This window comes from Kaistia sp. SLG-1 (assembly GCF_059699055.1).
Genome location: NZ_AP048544.1, coordinates 767,491 through 786,794, shown reverse-complemented (window position 1 = coordinate 786,794; position 19,304 = coordinate 767,491). Strand labels below are relative to the sequence as shown.

The window sequence follows — 19,304 nt, the reverse complement described above, 5'->3', positions numbered from 1 at the left end:
ACTTCCGAAGGCTGCCTATTCCGCCGGCTCGGCCGGGACGAAGGACTTCGCCATCGGGTTGTTCTTGTGCGTCGTCCAGTTGGCATACTGGTCGGTGATCGCGAATCCGGTGCGCGGATCGACGCCCTCGACCATCTGCTCCATGGTGATGCAGTTATCGACCGGGCAGACATTGACGCAGAGATTGCAGCCGACGCATTCGGCGTCGATGACTTCAAAGTGCCGGACGCCATCGAGCATCGAGGTGATCGCCTGGTGCGAGGTGTCCTCGCAGGCGATGTGGCAGCGGCCGCACTTGATGCAGAGATCCTGGTCGATCTTCGCCTTGGCGACGTAGTTCAGGTTCAGATACTGCCAATCGGTGACATTGCCGACGGCGCGGCCGACGATCGGCTCGATCGTCTCGAAATCGTGCTTGTCCATGTAGTCGGACAGGCCCGAGATCATCTCCTGCACGATGCGGAAGCCATAGGTCATGGCGGCGGTGCAGACCTGCACGTTGCCGGCGCCGAGCGCCATGAACTCGACCGCGTCGCGCCAGGTTGTGATGCCACCGATGCCGGAGATCGGCAGGTCGCGGGTCTGCGGATCCCTAGCGATCTCGGCCGTCATGTTGAGCGCGATCGGCTTCACCGCCGGGCCGCAATAGCCGCCATGGCTGCCCTTGCCGTCAACCGTCGGGATCGGCGCGAAATTGTCGATGTCGACGCCGATGATCGAGTTGATGGTATTGATCAGCGACACGGCATCAGCGCCGCCATTATGCGCGGCGCGCGCCGAGGTGCGGATATCGGAGATGTTGGGCGTCAGCTTGACGATGACGGGCATGCGCGTGTGCTGCTTGCACCAGCGCGTGACCATCTCGACATATTCGGGAACCTGGCCGACGGCGGCTCCCATGCCGCGCTCGCTCATGCCGTGCGGGCAACCGAAATTCAGCTCGACGCCGTCCGCCTCGGTCTCCTCGACCTTGGCGAGGATGTCCTTCCAGTAATGCTCCTCGCAGGGAACCATCAGCGAGACGACCACGGCGCGGTCCGGCCAGTCGCGCTTGACCTCTTTGATCTCGCGCAGATTGACCTCGAGCGGCCGGTCGGTGATCAGCTCGATGTTGTTGAGGCCGATCAGGCGGCGGTCGTTCGAGTGGATGGCGCCGTAGCGCGGGCCGGAGACGTTGACGACAGGCGGATCGGTGCCGAGCGTCTTCCAGACGACGCCGCCCCAGCCGTCCCTGAAGGCGCGGACGACGTTGTAGGCCTTGTCGGTCGGCGGCGCGGAGGCCAGCCAGAACGGGTTGGGCGACTTGATGCCGGCGAAGGTCGAGGCGAGATTGGCCATGGGTTCCTCCTAGGCCGCGACTGACGGGGTCGAGAGCGCGAGATGGATGGATTCGGCGGCGATACGGCCGTCCGCGACGGCAGCCACCGTCAGATCCTCTCCGGTTGCGGCGCAATCGCCGCCGGCCCAGACGCCCGGAAGCGTCGTGCGCCGCTCGTCGTCGACACGGATTTTGCCATTTTCCAGCGCGATCGTCTCGGCCGATCCGTTCAAGGCGGCGGGGACGAAGGTCTGGCCGATCGCCTTGAACACGGTGTCGGCGGCAAGCGTGAAGAGAGCGCCGGTGCCAACCAGCCTGCCGTCCTCCTCGCGCGTCTCCTCGAATTCGATGCCCGTGACCCGGCCCGCCTCGGTGACGAGCCGGCTCGGCTTGGCGTTGTGGCGGATCAGCACGCCGTCGGTCTGGGCGAGGTCCTGCTCATATTCCGACGCGCCCATCCTGGCCTGGCCGCGGCGGTAGACGACGGTGACCTCCTTGGCGCCGAGGCGCTTCGACTGCACGGCGACATCGATCGCCGTCATGCCGCCGCCGACGACGACAACGCGGCCGCCGACCGGAAGCGTGCCCAGATCCGTCGCCTGGCGGAGATCGGCGATGTAGTCGACCGCGTCGGCGACGCCGTCGAGATCCTCGCCCGAAAGCCCGAGCGCGTTGACGCCGGCGAGCCCCATGCCGAGGAACACGGCGTCATAGCTGGCGCGCAGTTCCGACAGGCTGATGTCACGGCCGATCGCCTTGCCGTGCTCGACGGTGATGCCGCCGATCGACAGCACGAAGTCGACTTCCTTCTGGGCGAAATCGTCCGGCGCCTTGTAGGCGGCGATGCCGTATTCGTTGAGGCCGCCGGCCTTCTGGCGCGCGTCATAGATGACGACGTCGTGGCCGTGCATGGCGAGGCGGTGCGCGGCGGCGAGGCCGGCCGGCCCCGCTCCGACGACGGCGACCCGCTTGCCGGTCGCCTCCGCCCGGGCGAAGGGCTGCTCGCCGCGCTCTTCCATCAGCACGTCGGTGGCGTAGCGCTGCAGCAGGCCGATCTTGACCGGCTTGCCCTCGGCCGCCTCGCGGACGCAGGCCTCTTCGCAGAGCGTCTCGGTCGGGCAGACGCGGGCGCACATGCCGCCCAAAATGTTCTGCGACAGGATCGTCTCGGCCGAGCCTTCCGGATTGTCGGTCAGGATCTGGCGGATGAAGAGCGGGATGTCGATCGAGGTCGGACACGCCTTCACGCAGGGCGCGTCGTAGCAGAAATAGCAGCGATCGGACTCGACCAGCGCCTGGTGCCGATCGAGCGGCGGATGGATATCGAGAAAATTGGCGACGTATTCGTCGGGCGACAGACGGCCCGTTGCAATGTCCGGCACATGCGTGGGCATATGCGTCCCTCCCTGTCGGCCGCCTAGGGCCCTGGGTCCAGTTCCGGCCGGCGCCATGCCGTCCGGCATCGATCCGACAACACGGCTCGCCCCTCTTTATTGTGTCCGGGCCGCGTCGAAGTCTTGATCATTTGGACAAACTTTCTGGAAACCGTCAAGGCTTGATTTGAGCCATTCCAAACTGTGCTTTGCACAATATCACGGCATTCCGTTTCCAGCGGAAGGACGCCGCTATGCCGCGCTGGCGACGCATCAAAATTGCGCGAACCGCCCAGCCCGCAGCCATCCCGCGCCGCTCCAGCCTGTCCGATCAGCCTATTTTTCGGGCAAGTCTGTTTTTTGACCAGTTGATCGGGGAATTCCCGGCATGGCCCAGCCCAGAAGATCGCCAGAAATGGCGGAATTCCGCCGCTGGCACGCGACTTGCCACTCCTTTTCGCAGGTTCAATCGGAGACGAAGATGGCACGCCCCGCGGATCTCGAACTGGCCTCGGTGACCAAGAGCTACGCCGGCACGATCGCCGTCGATTCCATCAATCTGAAGATCAAGGCCGGGACCTATTGCTGCCTGCTCGGACCGTCCGGTTGCGGCAAGTCCTCGACGCTCCGCATGATCGCCGGCCACGAGGCGGTTTCCGACGGCGATATCGCGCTCGGCCACGAGATCGTGAACAAGCTGCCGCCGGCCAAGCGCGGCACGGCGATGATGTTCCAGTCCTACGCGCTGTTCCCGCATCTCTCCGTCCGCGACAACGTCGCCTTCTCGCTGAAGATGAAGGGCGTCGGCAAGGTCGACCGCTCGATCAAGGCGACCGACGCGCTGAAGCTCGTCGACATGGAGCGCTATGCCGAGCGGCTGCCGAGCCAGCTCTCAGGCGGCCAGCAGCAGCGCGTGGCCCTCGCCCGCGCCCTCGTCACCGATCCGCAGATCCTGCTACTCGACGAGCCGCTTTCGGCGCTCGATCCGTTCCTGAAGATCAAGGTGCGCGCCGAGCTGAAGCGCTTCCAGCGCGAGCTCGGCATCTCCTTCATCCATGTGACGCACAGCCAGGAAGAGGCGATGGCGCTGGCCGACCTCATCGTCATCATGAACAACGGCAGGATCGAGCAAGCAGGCACGCCGCGCGAGATCTTCAACGCGCCGGCGACCGAGTTCGTCGCCCGCTTCATCGGCGGCCACAACGTCATGCCGATCGACGGCCGCACGGTCAGCGTCCGCGCCGACCGGCTGAGCGTCTCGGCCGAGGGCGGCGACGGCGTCGCCGCTTCGGTGCGCGAGGTCGAGTACCAGGGGACCGTCGTCTATGTGAGCCTCGCCACCGATGCCGGCCTCGAGCTGACGGCCATCGTGCCGGAACGCACCTTCTACCAGAGCCCGTTCCAGACCGGCGACACCGTGACGGTGCGCTGGGACCCCAACGACATCCACGAACTTTCCGCCGCCGCCTGAGCGCGCGGTTTCCTGCGACAACACCAGAGGAGACCAAGGGAATGGACGACAAGAACAAGACCGGCATCTCGCGCCGCACGCTGCTGAAGGGCTCAGCCATCACGGCCGGCTTCCTCGGCACCACCGCCGTGACCGGCTTCCCGGCGGTGCACGCCGACGAGCCGATCACGCTGCGCTACCTCTCGACCGCGACCAACCAGTCGCCGGCGATCGCCGCCAAGGCGAAGGAAGTCACCGGCATCAACATCGAATACGTCACCGTCACCACCGACGACGTCACCAAGCGCATCATCACCCAGCCGGATTCCTTCGACCTGGTCGACACGGAATATTTCGCGCTGCGCAACCTGATTCCGTCCGGCAATTTCCAGGCGATCGACGCCAAGAAGGTGAAGCTGGTCGACAAGCTGGCGACCGCCATCACCAAGGGCGAGGTCGACGGCAAGAAGATCGGCAACCAGGGCACGGCGCCGCACAAGGTGCTCTATCTCGAGAAGCAGCGCGGCAAGGAGTTCGCCAAGGAGCAGACCGAGTGGCTGACCCTGATCCCGACCACCTACAACGCCGATACGCTCGGCATCCGGCCTGACCTGATCAAGCGCCCGATCGAGAGCTGGGCCGAGCTGCTCAATCCCGAGTTCAAGGGCAAGACCTCGATCCTCAACATCCCGTCGATCGGCATCATGGACGCCGCCATGGTCAACGAGGCGATGGGCGTCCTGAAATATGGCGACAAGGGCAACATGACCAAGGAGGAGATCGACAAGACGATCGCCACCCTGATCGAGGCCAAGAAGGCCGGCCAGTTCCGCGCCTTCTGGTCGGACTTCAACGAGAGCGTCAACCTGATGGCCTCGGGCGAGACCGTCGTGCAGTCGATGTGGTCGCCGGCCGTCACCGCCGTTCGCCTCAAGGGCATCCCCTGCACCTTCCAGCCGCTGAAGGAAGGCTATCGCGCCTGGGCCTCGGGCTTCGGTCTGCCGAAGACGCTGAAGGGCAAGAAGCTCGACGCGGCCTACGAGTTCATCAACTGGTTCCTCGACGGCTGGGCCGGCGCGCACCTGAACCGGCAGGGCTACTACGCCGCCGTGCTCGATACGGCGCAGAAGAACATGGAGCCCTATGAGTGGGCGTTCTGGATGGAAGGCAAGCCGGCCGAGAAGGACATCCATGGTCCGGATGGCGGCCTGCTCGAAAAGGCCGGCACGATCCGCGACGGCGGCTCCTACAACACCCGCATGGGCGCGGTCGCCTGCTGGAACTCGATCATGGATGAGAACGCCTACATGATCCAGAAGTGGAACGAGTTCATCGCCGCCTGACCGGCGGGCGACAGGAAGCTCCCTGCAAGGCCGCCGGAGTCTCGGCTCCGGCGGCACCGGGAGGAACCTGATGAAAAGGGTTCTCCTCACCTCTCCCTGAGGAGACTTTTGCGCAACGCCGCCCTGCAATCATGCAGTGCTCCAATTCCATCATCCTGAGGTGCCCGAACGCAGTTCGGGCCTCGAAGGACGCAGGGTCTCGGGGCAATCTATCGATGGCACGGCCGCTTTGCGTGCTTCGAGACGGCCCTGCGGGCCTCCTCAGCATGATGAGGGAGGTATTCTGCAAAGGCCTCCTCAGGGAGAGGTGAAGCAAGGGGCCCCGCTCGCCCCGCACATCCAGTCCGAGCGCACCGAAACGGAGCCTGCCCCGACATGCTGGAAATGAAATCGCGCTGGGCACCCTACTGGCAGGCGGCGCCGCTCGCGATCGTCTTCCTCGTCTTCTTCGTCCTGCCGCTTCTGGTGACCTTCGCCGTCAGCTTCTGGACCTATACGGGCTATTCGATCGAACCGGCCTTCGTCGGCGACAATTACGCCACCGCCTTCGACAAGTGCCTGGCCTCGCTGCCCGACCTCTGCACCACCTTCCGCACCTATCTGTCGACGCTCAAGTTCTGCCTGATGGTCTGGCTGATCACCCTCGTGCTCGGCTTCACCATCGCCTATTTCCTCGTCTTCGAGGTCAAGTCGAACAATGCCCGGCTGATCCTGGCGCTGATCACGACGATCCCGTTCTGGACCTCGAACGTCATCCGCATGATCTCGTGGATCCCGCTGCTCGGCCGCAACGGCGTCGTCAACCAGTGGCTGCTCTCGATGGGGCTGATCACCGAGCCGCTCGACTGGCTGCTCTATTCCAACTTCTCCGTCGTGCTGGCGCTCGTTCACCTGAACACGGTCTTCATGATCGTGCCGATCCTGAACTCGATGTCGCGCATCGACAAATCGCTGGTCGAGGCCGCCTACGACACCGGCGCCACCGGCTGGCAGACGCTCTGGAACGTCATCATCCCGCTGTCGAAGACCGGCATCGCCATCGGCTCGATCTTCGTCATCACCGTGGTGATGGGCGATTTCATCTCGATCGGCCTGATGGGCGGCCAGCAGATCGCCTCGGCCGGCAAGGTGATCGAAAGCCAGATCAACGCGCTGCAATTCCCGATCGCCGCCGCCAACGCCGTCGTGCTGCTCGCCGTCGTCCTGATGATCATCTGGACGCTGCTGCGCTTCGTCGACATCCGCAAGGAGCTCTGAGAATGACCGAGGGACGCTCCCGCGCCTTCTATGTCCTGTCGGCCGTCTTCGCCCTCTACGTGCTGTTCCTCTACGGCCCGACGATCACCATCCTCGTGCTGTCGTTCCAGGGCCCGAGCGGCGGCATGACCTTCCCGATGAATGGCGTGTCGCTGCACTGGTTCCACAATCTCTGGGCCGGCATCGGCGTGCCCAACGTCGTCGACGCGCTGCTGAACTCCCTCAAGCTCGGGCTCGCCGTCACGCTGGCGACGGTGGTGATCTCGGTGATGGCCGGCTATGCCTTCCGTCGGCCGTTCAAGGGCTCGAATGTCCTGTTCTTCACGGCGATCGCCAGCCTGATCCTGCCGTCGATCGTCGTCTCGCTCGGCATCGCGCTCGAATTCCAATTGTTCAACCAGGGCATCACCGCGCTCGGCGACCGCCTCGTCGACAATTATGTCGATATCGACAACGCCACCGCCTGGACCACCTTCCTCGGCAATGTCGGCATCGCCATCCAGGACAATTTCCAGACCCTGATGGGCCTGTTCACCTCCGGCTTCGGCGCGCATCTGACCTGGACGCTGCCCTTCGGCCTCCTGATCATGTTCGCCGTCTTCAACCGCTTCAACCCGGCCTATGAGGAGGCGGCGCGCGATCTCGGCGCCTCGTCCTGGCAGACCTTCCGCCATGTCGTGCTGCCGATGATCGCGCCGTCGCTGATCGGCGTGGCGCTGTTCGGCTTTACCCTCTCCTGGGACGAGATCGCCCGCTCCTCGCAGACCGTGGGCGCCACCAACACGCTGCCGCTGACGCTGCGCGGCCTCACCACGACCGTCACCACCCCCGTCATCTACGCGCTCGGCACCGTCACCACTGCCGTCTCCTTCGCCGTCATCGGCACCGCCGTCCTCGTCATGCTGGTCGTCCAGCAGCGCCGCCGCCGGCACGGCTCCGACGCCGGCAAGGGCACCGCCTGAGAGCCATCCGGCGGCGTTTCGGCAACACCCGCCGACACCGCCGGCCCGCCTTCCGATGCCTCTGGAACCATTGGCGTTTCCGCCCGTTTCCCCACGGGTCGCATGGAAATCACTGGAAACAGAGCGCAAGGAAGAGAGCGTATGCGTACGCATCAGGGATATGCAGGTTTCCGCCGACCCGCCGATATCGTCTCCGACAACGTCCTCTCCGATCGTCAGAAGACGGAGACGCTGTTGCACTGGAAACGCGCGGTCACGCGCCTGATGGCCTTTGCATCGGCTGACGAGCGGGAAGCTTATAGAAACCTAACCATAGAACTCGCCGCTGCGTTGACCCATATCGACATAGTGCCGGCGAGGTTGCATAGTTTCGAGACGACACCCCTCAAGACTACCAAGCCTTGAGCAACACAGGAGTGCCACATGGTGACCAAGACAGACGGCTCCGACCTTTCCGAGCAGGTCAAGGCCATTCAGGCCGAATTGGCGTCCCTGACGGATACGATCCGGAAGTTCGGTTCCGAGCAGGCCAGCGCCGGCGCCGAAGCCCTGCACGGCGTCGCCGGCCGGGCGGGCGAGACCTTCCGCGCCTCGGCCGAGGAAGCACGCCGCCGTGGACACCAGGCGGCCGAAGACATCGAAAGCCACATCACCAAGAACCCCGTCCCGGCCGTGCTGATCGCGGCGGGCATCGGCCTCTTCATCGGCGCGCTGATAGGCCGGCGATGAGCGGCCTGTTCCAGGCCCTGACCAGCGTGGCGGCCGCGGCCGCCACGCAGACCACCGTGCGGACGCTGAAGCGGATCGGCCTGCTGGCGCTGGCCGGCGTCTTCATCATCATCGGCGTCAGCTTCGGCGTCGCCGCCGGCTACCAGGCGCTGTCGATCTCCTACGGCTCGCTGGTGGCGAAGCTCGTGGTGGGCGGCGCGTTTCTCGTCGTCGGCCTGGTCGTGCTGCTGGTCGCCAACTGGCGCAACAACCGCCGCCAGCAGCAGGAAGTCGGCACGACCAGCGTGGCGCTCGCCTTCGCGATGGGCCTGCTGGGCGGCCTCTCCCGCAAGCGGTAGCCTGTCACTCGCCAGATCCACGAAAGCAGGGAGCTTCGGCTCCCTTTTTCGTGTCTGGACTACCCCTCAGGCGATGACGTGGCTCGCCGGGATGTCGATCTCGCAGACGACGCCGCCGGGCGTGAATTCGAGCGTGACGTCGCCGTCGAGCGCCTGGCCGACGCTCCGCTCCAGCAGCGTCACGCCGAAACCCGACTTCTGCGGCGACTGCACCGAGGGACCGTTGGTCTCCTCCCAGCGCATGTGAAAGCGGTTGTCGTCGCGAATGGCCCAGCGCAGCGAAATCCGCCCGCCGGGCACCGACAGCGCGCCGTATTTGGAGGCGTTGGTGGTGAGCTCGTGCAGCGCCAGCCCGATGTTCTGCACCGCGTCCGGCCGAAGGCTGATGAACGGGCCCTCGATCTTCAGCTGGTCCGAGCCCGGCTCGATCGCCTGGCCGAGCTGGGCGTTGACGAGATCGTGCAGGATCGCGCCGTGCCATTCCTGCGCGACGAGCAAATCGTGCGAGGCGGCCATGGCGCGCAGCCGCGCCGAGAAGCGCGACACGAAGGTCTGCGGGTCGTCCGATCGCGCCGCCGTCTGCCGCGCCATCGCCTGGATCACGGCGAGGAGGTTCTTCGAGCGGTGCGTCAATTCCCGCATGACGAGGCGCAGATGCGCCTCCTGCAGATGGCTCTCCGTCACGTCGACGACGACGCCGGCGAGGCCGATAACCTCGTGATTGCCCGCCGTCATCGGCTCGATGCGGACCTGGAAGTGCCGGTCGGAGCCGGCGAGCGGCATGACGATCTCGCCATGCTGCGGCTGTCCCGTGGCCACCGCCTCGCGCTTCATGGCGAGGATCGGCCTGCCAACCTCCGGCGGCCAGATCTCCTCGTCGGTACGGCCGAGCATGATGTCCGGCGCAAGGCCGGTCGGCGGATTGTAGATCCAGTTGTAGCGAAGGTCGGCGTCATGGCTGAACACCATGATCGCCGAGCCGCGCAGCGCCAGGTCGAAGCGCGCATTGGCCAGGGCGAGGCTCGAGGTCAGCGCCTGCAGGCGCGTCTCGTAATCGTGCCGCTCCGTCAGATCGAACACGGCCGAGGTCAGGCCGATCGTCTCGCCGGCCGCGTCGCGCAGCGGCTCGATGGAGAGGCGCAGATATTGCGTCCCGCCCTCGACTGTCGACACCACCACGTTCATCGACGTTCCCTGCCCGGTCGAAAGCACGGCGCGCTTGACATCGACGATCTGGCTCGCGACGTCGCCGGCGAACAGGTCGGCGTCGGTCTTGCCGAGGATCTGTTCGGCGCCGATCGCGAAATGCGGGTTGTTGTAGGCCCAGGTGAAGACCAGGTCCTTGTCCTGGTTGAACACGGCGATGTCGGAGCCCGACAGCGCCGCCTCGAAGCGCTGGCTGATCTCCTTCCACTCGCGCGTCTGCAGCCGCACCTTTTCCTCGAGCTCGCCGCGAATGTCCGTCAGCTGCCGCATCGTGTCGATATGCGCGTCGATCTCGGATTTGAGGTTGGCGTTGTTGCGCTGGAGCTCGCGCGGCGACGGCAGCGCGAGCAGCTCCGGCAGGGCGAAGCGGATCAGGAACACCGCGACCAGCGCGATCACCGCGGCGACGCTGTCGAAGACGCGCTGGTAGGCGGGCGAGGGAGAGAAGAGCGAAAAGGCCCCGACGCCGTGCGAGAGCGTGATGCAGAGGAGCAGCAGCACGAAAGCGAGCGCCACCCGCTTGTAGACGCCGGGCAGATCACGGCGCTTGATAAGGAAGGTGATCGTGGCGATCGCGATGGCGAGCGTGCTCGCCGCGATCAGCGCGCGCGGGATCGCTCGCAGCAGGGCTTCTTCCCGGCCGACCAGATCCGGCAGAAAGTGCAGCAACCAATCCATCAAGGGTCCTTCCGGGATAGACGCCGCGCGCCCACGGGTCCACCGGCGTTCCCGGCAATTCTACACCGTTCCCGAAGCCGGAAGACACGCGACGTCGCCGCCGTCCCTGCCGCGCCGGGGCGACAGGGACGGCCGGCTTGGGATCACGCCGCCATCGAGGCGGTCGAATTGAAGAACAGCGCCTGGCTGATCGCCGCCTTCACCGTGCGCGGGTCGAACGGCTTGGTCAGCAGGAAGGTCGGCTCCGGGCGCTCGCCGGTGAGGAGGCGCTGCGGGAAGGCCGTGATGAAGATCACCGGCACGCTGAAGCCGGCGAGAATGTCCTTCACGGCGTCGATGCCCGAGGAGCCGTCGGCGAGCTGGATGTCGGCCAGAACGAGGCCCGGCATTTCCCGCGCCGCCGCCTCGACCGCGTCGTCGCGGGTGCGCGCGATCGCCGCCACCTCGTGGCCGAGTTCCTGGACGATGCCCGAGAGGTCCATCGAGATCAGCGGCTCGTCCTCGATGATGAGAACGCGCGTATGCGTCTGCCGGTCGATCTCGGCGAGGGCGTCGGCGAGCAGCGGCTGCACGCGCTCGGCCGGGATGCCCATGACGGCGGCGGCGTCCACATCGGAGAAGCCTTCCATCGTGGTGAGTAGGAGCGCCTGCCGGCTCTCCGGCGTCATCGCCGCGAGGCGCTGCTGGGCGGTCGTTTCCTGCCGGCTCAGCCCGTCGATGGAGGTGTCCGCCCCGTTCTGGGTACCGGACCAGATGGCATGGAACAGCCGGTAGAGCGCAATCTTCGGGTGGACGTTGCGATCGATCACGCCAGGTTCGTTGACGATCGCCTGCAGGCAGGCGCGCACATAGGCGTCGCCGCTCAACTGGCCGCCGGTCAAAGCACGCGCATAGCGCCGCAAAAGTGGGAGATGCGGTGCTAGGGCCTGCGACAGACTTTCGGGCATAGGTTCCCCCTCTTTGGGCTCAAGATAGCAACAGAACGTGGCACATCGAATTCGGTTCCGGAATCACCGGAACCATTTTTGACCTTCCGCATTGCCAATCGAGCAGTCGGACCGCTGCGGTTACAAAGGACGGGGCCTTTGGGCACTCAGGAAAAGAAGATGAACAAGGAAAGCATGGTGAAGGACGCCGAGCTTCGTACGACGCCCTCACCCGGGCCGAGCACGCAAGGAGAAAAGGAGGACTGGATCGGTCGGCAGTTGCGCCGTGTCTTCGACAGTGCACTGAGCGAGCCGCTGCCCGACGATATCATGTCGCTACTCGATCGACTCGACGACGCGCCGCCCGCTGGAAATCCGGAAGGCTCGAAGGGGTCCGCATGACTCCATCGCGATTGTCCCGAGATCCGGCCCGGCGACTTGGCCTGACGACCAGGACCAGGACGACCGGACCAAGACGAGATACGCAGGGAGAGCGTCATGAAGAATGAACTGGTCGAAGCGCTGCCGATGCTGCGCGCCTTTGCCCGTTCTCTGAGCGGAAACCGGGATCGCGCCGACGATCTGGTGCAGGAAACCGTCATGCGCGCGCTCGCCAACCGCGACAAGTTCCAGGAAGGCACCAATTTGCATGCCTGGCTGGTGACGATTTTGCGCAACCAGTATTATTCGGAAGGCCGCAAGCGACGGCGCGAAGTGGAAGACGCTGAGGGCGCCCACGCCGCCCGCCTCGCCGACATTGGCGCCCAGCACGGGCATCTCGAGCTCGACGACTTCCTCCGCGCCATGCAGCTGCTGCCGGACGAGCAGCGCGAGGCCCTGGTCCTGATCGGCGCCAGCGGCTTCTCCTACGAGGAAGCGGCCGAGATCTGCCAGGTCCGCGTCGGCACGGTGAAGAGCCGCGTCTCCCGCGCCCGCGCCCGCCTCGAGGAAGTGATGCGCGGCGGCGTCGCGCTGCCGCCGGTCGAGATGGCGAAACGCTCGGTCCAGGAAATCCAGAAGGCCATGGCAGTCCGCGGCAGCTGAGGTCGCCCTCTCCAGCCCCGCAAGTCCAAGCAAGCCCCTCACCCTACCCTCTCCCGCAAGCGGGCGAGGGTTTTGGGCTGCGTCCTTCAGCCATCTCAAGCGCAGCGACAAACGCGGGCGATCTCCCGCTCGCGGGAGAGGGTTGGGGTGAGGGTCTGCGCGCGAAATCGGACCTTTCAACCGGCTCCGCCATCATCCTGAGGTGCTTCGCGTCCGCGAAGCCTCGAAGGAGGATCCAGCGGGGCACCGCCTTGATGAAATCGGACGAAACCCGCTCCTCGATGTCCATCCCAGACGTTCGCTGGACCCTCCTTCGAGGCCCGGCTTCGCCGGGCACCTCAGGATGATGGCCTTGCGGGGAAACCAACGCTCGATGGGCCGGATCCCAGAATGATCACGGAGCCGGTCGGTCGGCCTGAGGCTCCCCTTTCACCTCTCCCTAAGGGAGAGGTCGGAGCGAAGCTCCGGGTGAGGGTTTAGGGAACTTTCCGAACAAGACTCGGACGACGGAGACCAACCGGCGAGGCCGTAAACCCTCACCCGCCGGCCTGCGGCCGTCGACCTCTCCCTCAGGGAGAGGTGAAGCCAGGTGCGCCCTCGCCTCCTTGTCACGCCGATCGCGGAACCGCTCCCCAAATACCAAAAGGCCCGCGATCAACAATCGCGGGCCCTTTCGTTCTGGCGGCTGGCTAAGACCTCAGGCCCGCCGCATCAAGTGCATGACGCCGGAAATCAGGAACAGGATGATCGCAACCACGAAGATGATCTTCGCGATGCCGATTGCCGTCCCTGCGATACCGCCGAAGCCGAGGACCGCGGCGACCAGCGCGACGACAAGAAAGAAAATCGCCCAACTCAGCATCAAATCCCTCCACGGGTGCACGCGGCAGATGTGCCGCTCGCATATCCAATGCGAGAGATTTGACGGGGTTCCCTTTCCGACGCCGGCTTACTCGCCGGCGCTTTCCCGGCCGGTGATCTCGATGCCGAAGCCCTGCAGGCCGACATACTGGCGCTCCTGCGACGACAAGAGCCGGATCGAGCGGACGCGAAGGTCGCGCAGGATCTGCGCGCCAACGCCGATCTCGCGCCAGCGCTCCTTGCGCTGCCGCGCCGACAGATGGCGCTCCTCGCCATCGCCGGCGGCCGAGCCGTCGGGCCGGACGACGGCCGGATCGCGGATCAGCACGAAGACGCCGCGATCGGCGGCGCCGACCTTGCGCAGCGTCGTCTCCAGCCAGCCCTTCGAATCCGGCCCGCGCGAGATCAGGTCGGAGATCGGATTGGCGCGGTGGATGCGGACGGTGACGTCGGCCTGCTCGGCGACATCGCCGAAGACGATGGCGAGATGCTGCAGCGGATCGAACGGCGTCTCGTAGACGAAGGCGGTGGCGGTGCGGCCGCCGACCGGCACCTGGAAGCTGTCGACCACCTTGACGAAGCTTTCGGTACGGGCGCGATAGGCGATCAGATCCTCGATCGAGACGATCTTCAGCCCATGCTCGGCGGCGAATTCCAAGAGCTCGGGGAGGCGCTTGACGGTGCCGTCGTCATTGACGACCTCGGCCAGCACGCCGGCCGGCTCCAGCCCGGCGAGGAGCGACAGGTCGGTCGCCGCCTCGGTGTGGCCGGAGCGGATCAAAACGCCGCCCTCGCGCGAGATCAGCGGGAAGATATGGCCCGGGCGCAGGAAATCGGAGGCGGTGCAATTGTCGTTGGCGAGCGCCTGGATCGTGTTGGCGCGCTCCTCGGCCGAGATGCCGGTCGTCAGCCCGACCTTGTAGTCGACGGTAACGGTGAAGGCGGTGCGCATCGGGTCGCGGTTGTTGGCGACCATCGGCGGCAGGTGCAGCGCCTCGGCCCGGTCGGCGCTGACCGGCACGCAGATGATGCCGCTGGTGTGGCGGATCATGAAGGCGACCTTCTCCGCCGTCGCCTTCGACGCGGCCATGATCAGATCGCCCTCGTTCTCGCGATCCGTGTCGTCGACGACCACCACCAGTTCGCCCGCGGCGATCGCGGCGACGGCTTCTTCAATCGTGTTGAGGGCCATGAGCCAAGTCCTGAAAGCAGGGAAGATGACGCTCTTATAAGCGATCGCCAACCGATCGCCACTGCGGCCATGCGGAAACCAGTTGTCTGATGACCCGCTCCCCCTTACCAGTATCGCCACCGCGAAGGTGCGCGGCCGAGCCGCGCGAAGAGGGAAGAGAAGACGAATGGCAGATATCAAGCGTTTTTCCGGTCGTGGCGCGATCGTGACGGGCGGCGCGTCGGGCATCGGTTTCAAGACGGCCGAGCGCATTGTTTCCGAGGGCGGAACGGTTTGTCTCTGGGACGTGGACGCTGAGCGGATCGAAGCCGCCAAGGCGGCCCTCGGCCCGAAGGCGCATGGCGTCAAGCTCGACATCTCCAAGCCCGACCAGGTCGAGGCCGCCGCCAAGACCGCCGAAGGCCATCTCGGCAAGATCGACATCCTGATCTGCTCGGCCGGCGTCGCCGGCAAGAACGCCCTCGTCGTCGACTACCCGATCGACGAATGGCAGCGCGTCTTCGACATCAACGTGCACGGCCTGTTCTACTGCAACCGCTTCGTCGCGCCCCTGATGCAGAAGAACGGCTATGGCCGCATCGTCAACGTCGCCTCGATCGCCGGCAAGGAAGGCAACCCGACGGCCTCGGCCTATTCCGCCTCGAAGGCGGCGGTGATCGGCCTCACCAAGTCGCTCGGCAAGGAACTCGCCAAGGACAACATCACCGTCAACGCCATCACGCCGGCGACGATCGACACGCCGATCCTGAAGCAGGTCAGCCAGGCGCATATCGACTACATGCTGTCGAAGATCCCGATGGGCCGCTTCGGCACCGTCGAGGAAGCCGCCGCGATCCTGACCTGGCTCGCGAGCGAAGAATGCTCCTTCACCACCGGCGCCGTGTTCGACCTCTCGGGCGGCCGCGCGACCTACTGATCCGAATAGAAATGGGCCCTCTGGTCGGCGCTTCGTGCCGGGCCGGAGGGCCTTCTTCACCTCTCCCTGAGGAGACCGTTGCAAAACACCACCCTCATCATGCTGAGGAGGCCCGCAGGGCCGTCTCGAAGCACGCAGGGAGGCGGTGCCATCGAGAGATTGCCCCTCGACCGTGCGTCCTTCGAGGCCCGAGCTGCGCTCGGGCACCTCAGGATGATGGGAATCGAGTCCTGCATGACGACTGGACAGGGATGCGCGAAGGTCTCATCAGGGAGAGGTGAGGAGCCCGCTCAGCCCGCCCGGCGCAGGCCGAGCGCCGCGGGGCCGGCATAGACCGCCTCGGCGCCGAGCGCTTCCTCGACGCGCAGCATCTCGTTCCACTTCGCCATCCGCTCGGAGCGCGAGAACGAGCCGACCTTGAACTGCCCGGCGTCCCAGCCGACGGCGAGATGCACGATGGTGACATCCTCCGTCTCGCCGGAGCGGGCCGATACGATGGTGCCGAAGCCGGCCTTCTTGCCCGCCTCCAGCGCCGCCCTGGTCTCGGTGACCGTGCCGGCCTGGTTCGGCTTGACCAGCACGGCCGTCGCCGAGCCCTTGACCGCCGCCGCCTCGACCCGCGCGGCGTTGGTGACGAGAAAGTCGTCGCCGATCACCTGGCAGCGGTCGCCATAGCGCTCGGTGAAGGCGAGGAAGCCGGCCTCGTCGTCCTCGGCGACCGGATCCTCGATCGACAGGATCGGATAGGCGTCGAGCCAGCCGCCGAGCAGGTCGATCATGCCTCCGGTGTCGAGCTCGCTGTCGTCGAGCGCCAGCTTGTAGCGGCCGTTGCGGCCGAACTCGGACGCGGCGATGTCGAGCGAGATGCCGGCGTCGCGGCCGGGCGTGAAGCCGGCATCGGCGATCGCGCCGACCAGTTCGTCGAGCGCCTCTTCATTCGAGTTGAAGGCCGGCCAGAAGCCGCCCTCGTCGGCGACGCCCTGCAGCTTGCCGGCCTTTTTCATCCGCAGCCCCGCGGCGCGATAGACCTCGGCGGTCCAGTCGAGCGCCTCGGCGAAGGAGCTAGCGCCGGGGCAGATCAGCATGAAGTCCTGCACGTCGACGCGCCGCGCCGCATGCGCGCCGCCGCCAAAAATCTGGATCTCGGGCACCGGGATGCGGACCTTGTTGCCCGCCGCCAGATAGTGCCAGAGCGGCGCGCCCGACGCCGCCGCTGCCGCGTGCAGCACCGCCATCGAGGTTGCGATCAGCGCGTTGCCGCCGAGGCGGCCCTTGTTCGGCGTGCCGTCGAGCGCGATCAGCGCGGCGTCGATGCCGGCCTGGTCGGCGGCGTCCATGCCGGCGAGCGCACGGGCGATCTCGCCCTGCACCGAGGCGACCGCGCGGGTGACGTCATGACCGCCGAAACGCGCGCCGCCGTCGCGGAGATCCACCGCCTCGCCGGTGCCGGTCGAGGCGCCGGCCGGCGCGATGGCGCGGCCGACGGCGCCGGAAGCGGTGTGGATCTCCGCCTCGACCGTCGGCCGGCCGCGCGAATCCCAGACCCGGCGGCCGATGATCTTGCTGATTGTCGTGTCGTTCACTGCGAAATTTCCTCTTCCCAGGCGTCGCGGATGGCGGCGAGCGTCTTCGGCGGGGTGGCGATCAACGGGCGGGCGACGCGGCGCACGCGGTCCTTGTCGGCGTCGCTCGTGACGTATTCGGCCGGCGACTTGCCATCGACGCGGGCGAGCAGCAGCCCCGGCAGCAGCCGGGCGGCGCGCGCCTCGATTTTTTCCCGCGGCTCCCAGTCGACGGCGGCGAGATAGGCGCCGGCGAGCGCGTCGAACGAAGCGAGGTAGGCGGCGCGGGAGGCCGGAACCCAGAGGCATTTCAGCAGCATGTGGTTCAGGCAGAAGGCGAGGTCGAAGGCCGGGTCGCCATACCAGGCGCATTCGGCGTCGAGGAAGACCGGCCCCTTCGGCCCGACCAGGATGTTCTTCGGGCTGACATCGCCATGCACCAGCGCGATCCTGGTGGCCAGCGTATCGCGCGACAGCGCCATCAGCGCGGGCGCCAGATCCGGATGCGCCTCGGCCGTCGCCTCGAGATAGGGCTCGAGCCGGATCGAATGGAAGATCGCGTCGGTGTCGAAGCGGGCGGCGATCTCGGCCGAATGCGCCGTCGCCGCATGGATCGCGGCGATCGTCCGGCCGACGGCGGCGGCAAACGCCGGATCGGCGCGGCCGGCGCGGAGCTCCGCCTTCCAGACCGGATGATCCTCCGGCTTCAGATAATCCATGGCGAAGGCGCCGATGCCGGCGTCATGCGCCAGGATATGCGGCACGGCGTCGGGCGCGATGCGCCCGGCCGTCAGCAGCCATTCCACCTCATTGCCGTTGCGCGAGACCGGCGCCCGCCAGTCGCGCGCCACGCGGAGCTTCGCCAGCGCCCGCTTCACCGCGAAACGCCGGCCTCCCGCCTCGATCCGCCAGATGTCGGACGCGACGCCGCCGGTCAGCGGTTCCGCCACCATGGCCGCGCCTTCCTCCACCAGGCCGGCGCGCACCAGCCACGCCGCGAGCTCGCGGTCGATCGTCTCCATCCCGTCGCCTCCCCAGGCATGCTCTTCCCAGCACTCCGGGCAACGTCTGCGCGCTGCTTCGAAGGCGGTCGTTTCTGTCTAGAGCCGTCAGCGTTCCATGGAAACGCCTGACGGCTCCAGCATTTTGTTCATTCGCGCTTTCCCGACGCGAACCGGCATTCCCTTCGTCCGAAAATCTCCGGGCGATCGGTGCTTGAAAAGCGCCGGGCGCGACCCAACCTTCCGTCGGGGCATGCTTCCGGTTCCTGCCGAGGAACCGGGCTTGGCGGGATTGCCGTCGCCCCTTTGGGCCCGGGATCTGTGGCGGATTTGCCGCAAATTTCCCCGTCCCGAACAAAATCGACGGCGGCGACGAAAAAATCGCCAGAGACTCTTCCCAGCTTACCTTGACTTAACGGCACATCCCCCGCATCTGCTGCGAGCGAACATTCATTCGCATGTTTTGTGGGTGCCCATGACGGCTCTTGTCCATCCCGATCCCGCCGAAACGCCCGTGCGCGAAAGCGTGCAGGATGCCCGGCGGAGCCAGATCCTCGACGCGGCGCGCACCTGCTTCGCGCGCTCCGGCTTTCGCGGCGCGTCGATGCAGGAGATCTGCGCCGAGGCGAAGATGAGCCCCGGCGGCCTCTATCGCTATTTCCCGTCCAAGGAAGCGATCATCGAGGCGATCGCCCAGGACGAGCGCTGCGGCGCGGCCGAGCTGATCGAGACGATGCGGGGCTCTGCCCCGCTGCTCGACCGGATGATGCACTGCGCCATGGGCTATTTCGCCTATATGCGCGATCCCGGCGCCTGCGAGCTGATGGCCGAGATCAGCGCCGAGAGCCTGCGCAACACCGAGATCGGCAAGCGCTTCGCCAAGATCGACGAAAGCGTCCGCGACATCATGCGCGAGATCTTCGTGGAATCGATCGAGAAGGGCGAGATGCCCCCGATCGAGGACCTCGATGCCACGATCAGCCTGATCCAGGCCGCCGTCGACGGCATCGCCCTGCGCCAGATCAACGACCCTGACCTGACACTGCCCCGCGTCGAGCCGCTGCTGCGGCGGCTACTCGCGGGTGTCCTGGGATTGAAAGCCTGAGCGACCTGACGGCGGCATGAGACCGCCCTTGTCTGCATGACCA

19 protein-coding genes are annotated in these 19,304 nt (G+C 66.2%); 11 read left to right on the top strand and 8 right to left on the bottom strand.

Going from position 1 to position 19,304, the window contains the following annotated elements; genetic code table 11:
* Positions 1-15: 15 nt before the first annotated feature.
* Entirely contained in the window at positions 16-1,338 is a 1,323-nt protein-coding gene (gene preA, locus AC6HZP_RS03545) for an NAD-dependent dihydropyrimidine dehydrogenase subunit PreA (protein WP_497525421.1), read from the bottom strand.
* Between the two features lie 9 nt (positions 1,339-1,347).
* Positions 1,348-2,712, bottom strand: a complete 1,365-nt coding sequence (locus tag AC6HZP_RS03540) for an NAD(P)-dependent oxidoreductase (RefSeq protein ID WP_497525420.1) — start codon at positions 2,710-2,712, stop codon at positions 1,348-1,350.
* Positions 2,713-3,172: 460 nt separating this feature from the next.
* On the opposite strand from AC6HZP_RS03540, the gene AC6HZP_RS03535 reads away from it, so the two are divergent.
* The 7 genes from AC6HZP_RS03535 (at position 3,173) to AC6HZP_RS03505 (ending at position 8,770) form a co-directional block, all read left to right on the top strand.
* Positions 3,173-4,162, top strand: coding sequence for an ABC transporter ATP-binding protein (locus AC6HZP_RS03535; protein WP_497525419.1), 990 nt, complete (start codon positions 3,173-3,175; stop codon positions 4,160-4,162).
* A gap of 41 nt (positions 4,163-4,203) precedes the next feature.
* Positions 4,204-5,484 (top strand): ABC transporter substrate-binding protein, encoded by a 1,281-nt coding sequence (locus tag AC6HZP_RS03530; RefSeq protein WP_201402262.1) that lies wholly within the window; start codon positions 4,204-4,206, stop codon positions 5,482-5,484.
* A 375-nt stretch (positions 5,485-5,859) separates the two neighbouring features.
* Entirely contained in the window at positions 5,860-6,741 is an 882-nt protein-coding gene (locus AC6HZP_RS03525; protein ID WP_201402261.1) for an ABC transporter permease, read from the top strand.
* A 2-nt stretch (positions 6,742-6,743) separates the two neighbouring features.
* The gene (locus tag AC6HZP_RS03520; RefSeq protein ID WP_497525418.1) at positions 6,744-7,703 is read left to right on the top strand and encodes an ABC transporter permease; all 960 of its coding nucleotides are present in this window, start codon (positions 6,744-6,746) and stop codon (positions 7,701-7,703) included.
* 141 nt (positions 7,704-7,844) lie between these two features.
* Positions 7,845-8,108, top strand: a complete 264-nt coding sequence (locus AC6HZP_RS03515) for a hypothetical protein (RefSeq protein ID WP_497525417.1) — start codon at positions 7,845-7,847, stop codon at positions 8,106-8,108.
* An 18-nt stretch (positions 8,109-8,126) separates the two neighbouring features.
* Complete coding sequence (locus tag AC6HZP_RS03510) at positions 8,127-8,432, top strand: ElaB/YgaM/YqjD family protein (protein WP_201402258.1); 306 nt, start codon at positions 8,127-8,129, stop codon at positions 8,430-8,432.
* Positions 8,429-8,770, top strand: a complete 342-nt coding sequence (locus AC6HZP_RS03505) for a hypothetical protein (protein ID WP_497525416.1) — start codon at positions 8,429-8,431, stop codon at positions 8,768-8,770. Before AC6HZP_RS03510 ends, AC6HZP_RS03505 begins: the two co-directional genes overlap by 4 nt.
* Positions 8,771-8,836: 66 nt before the next feature.
* On the opposite strand, the gene AC6HZP_RS03500 is transcribed toward AC6HZP_RS03505, so the two are convergent.
* Positions 8,837-10,654 (bottom strand): sensor histidine kinase, encoded by a 1,818-nt coding sequence (locus AC6HZP_RS03500; RefSeq protein WP_497525415.1) that lies wholly within the window; start codon positions 10,652-10,654, stop codon positions 8,837-8,839.
* A 143-nt stretch (positions 10,655-10,797) separates the two neighbouring features.
* Positions 10,798-11,601: a response regulator gene (locus AC6HZP_RS03495; protein WP_201402255.1), complete on the bottom strand. Its 804-nt coding sequence runs from the start codon at positions 11,599-11,601 to the stop codon at positions 10,798-10,800.
* Positions 11,602-11,760: 159 nt separating this feature from the next.
* Here AC6HZP_RS03495 and AC6HZP_RS03490 point away from each other — a divergent pair, with 159 nt between their 5' ends.
* Together AC6HZP_RS03490 and AC6HZP_RS03485 are read left to right on the top strand one after the other, a co-directional pair.
* Positions 11,761-11,982 carry a NepR family anti-sigma factor gene (locus AC6HZP_RS03490; protein WP_201402254.1) on the top strand — a complete coding sequence of 74 codons (222 nt, stop codon included), beginning with the start codon at positions 11,761-11,763 and terminating at the stop codon, positions 11,980-11,982.
* Positions 11,983-12,078: 96 nt separating this feature from the next.
* Entirely contained in the window at positions 12,079-12,624 is a 546-nt protein-coding gene (locus tag AC6HZP_RS03485; protein ID WP_201402253.1) for a sigma-70 family RNA polymerase sigma factor, read from the top strand.
* Positions 12,625-13,321: 697 nt separating this feature from the next.
* On the opposite strand, the gene AC6HZP_RS03480 is transcribed toward AC6HZP_RS03485, so the two are convergent.
* Together AC6HZP_RS03480 and ribB are read right to left on the bottom strand one after the other, a co-directional pair.
* Positions 13,322-13,486, bottom strand: coding sequence for a DUF1328 domain-containing protein (locus AC6HZP_RS03480; RefSeq protein ID WP_201402252.1), 165 nt, complete (start codon positions 13,484-13,486; stop codon positions 13,322-13,324).
* 87 nt (positions 13,487-13,573) lie between these two features.
* Positions 13,574-14,677: a 3,4-dihydroxy-2-butanone-4-phosphate synthase gene (gene ribB / locus AC6HZP_RS03475; protein ID WP_201402251.1), complete on the bottom strand. Its 1,104-nt coding sequence runs from the start codon at positions 14,675-14,677 to the stop codon at positions 13,574-13,576.
* Between the two features lie 166 nt (positions 14,678-14,843).
* On the opposite strand from ribB, the gene AC6HZP_RS03470 reads away from it, so the two are divergent.
* Positions 14,844-15,593 carry an SDR family NAD(P)-dependent oxidoreductase gene (locus AC6HZP_RS03470; protein WP_497525414.1) on the top strand — a complete coding sequence of 250 codons (750 nt, stop codon included), beginning with the start codon at positions 14,844-14,846 and terminating at the stop codon, positions 15,591-15,593.
* A 290-nt stretch (positions 15,594-15,883) separates the two neighbouring features.
* Here AC6HZP_RS03470 and eno read toward each other — a convergent pair whose 3' ends face one another.
* Together eno and AC6HZP_RS03460 are read right to left on the bottom strand one after the other, a co-directional pair.
* A complete protein-coding gene (gene eno / locus AC6HZP_RS03465) occupies positions 15,884-17,176 on the bottom strand; it encodes a phosphopyruvate hydratase (RefSeq protein WP_497525413.1) in 1,293 nt (430 codons plus the stop codon).
* A complete protein-coding gene (locus tag AC6HZP_RS03460; RefSeq protein WP_497525412.1) occupies positions 17,173-18,177 on the bottom strand; it encodes a phosphotransferase in 1,005 nt (334 codons plus the stop codon). Before AC6HZP_RS03460 ends, eno begins: the two co-directional genes overlap by 4 nt.
* A gap of 454 nt (positions 18,178-18,631) precedes the next feature.
* On the opposite strand from AC6HZP_RS03460, the gene AC6HZP_RS03455 reads away from it, so the two are divergent.
* Entirely contained in the window at positions 18,632-19,261 is a 630-nt protein-coding gene (locus AC6HZP_RS03455) for a TetR/AcrR family transcriptional regulator (RefSeq protein ID WP_497525411.1), read from the top strand.
* Positions 19,262-19,304 lie beyond the last annotated feature (43 nt).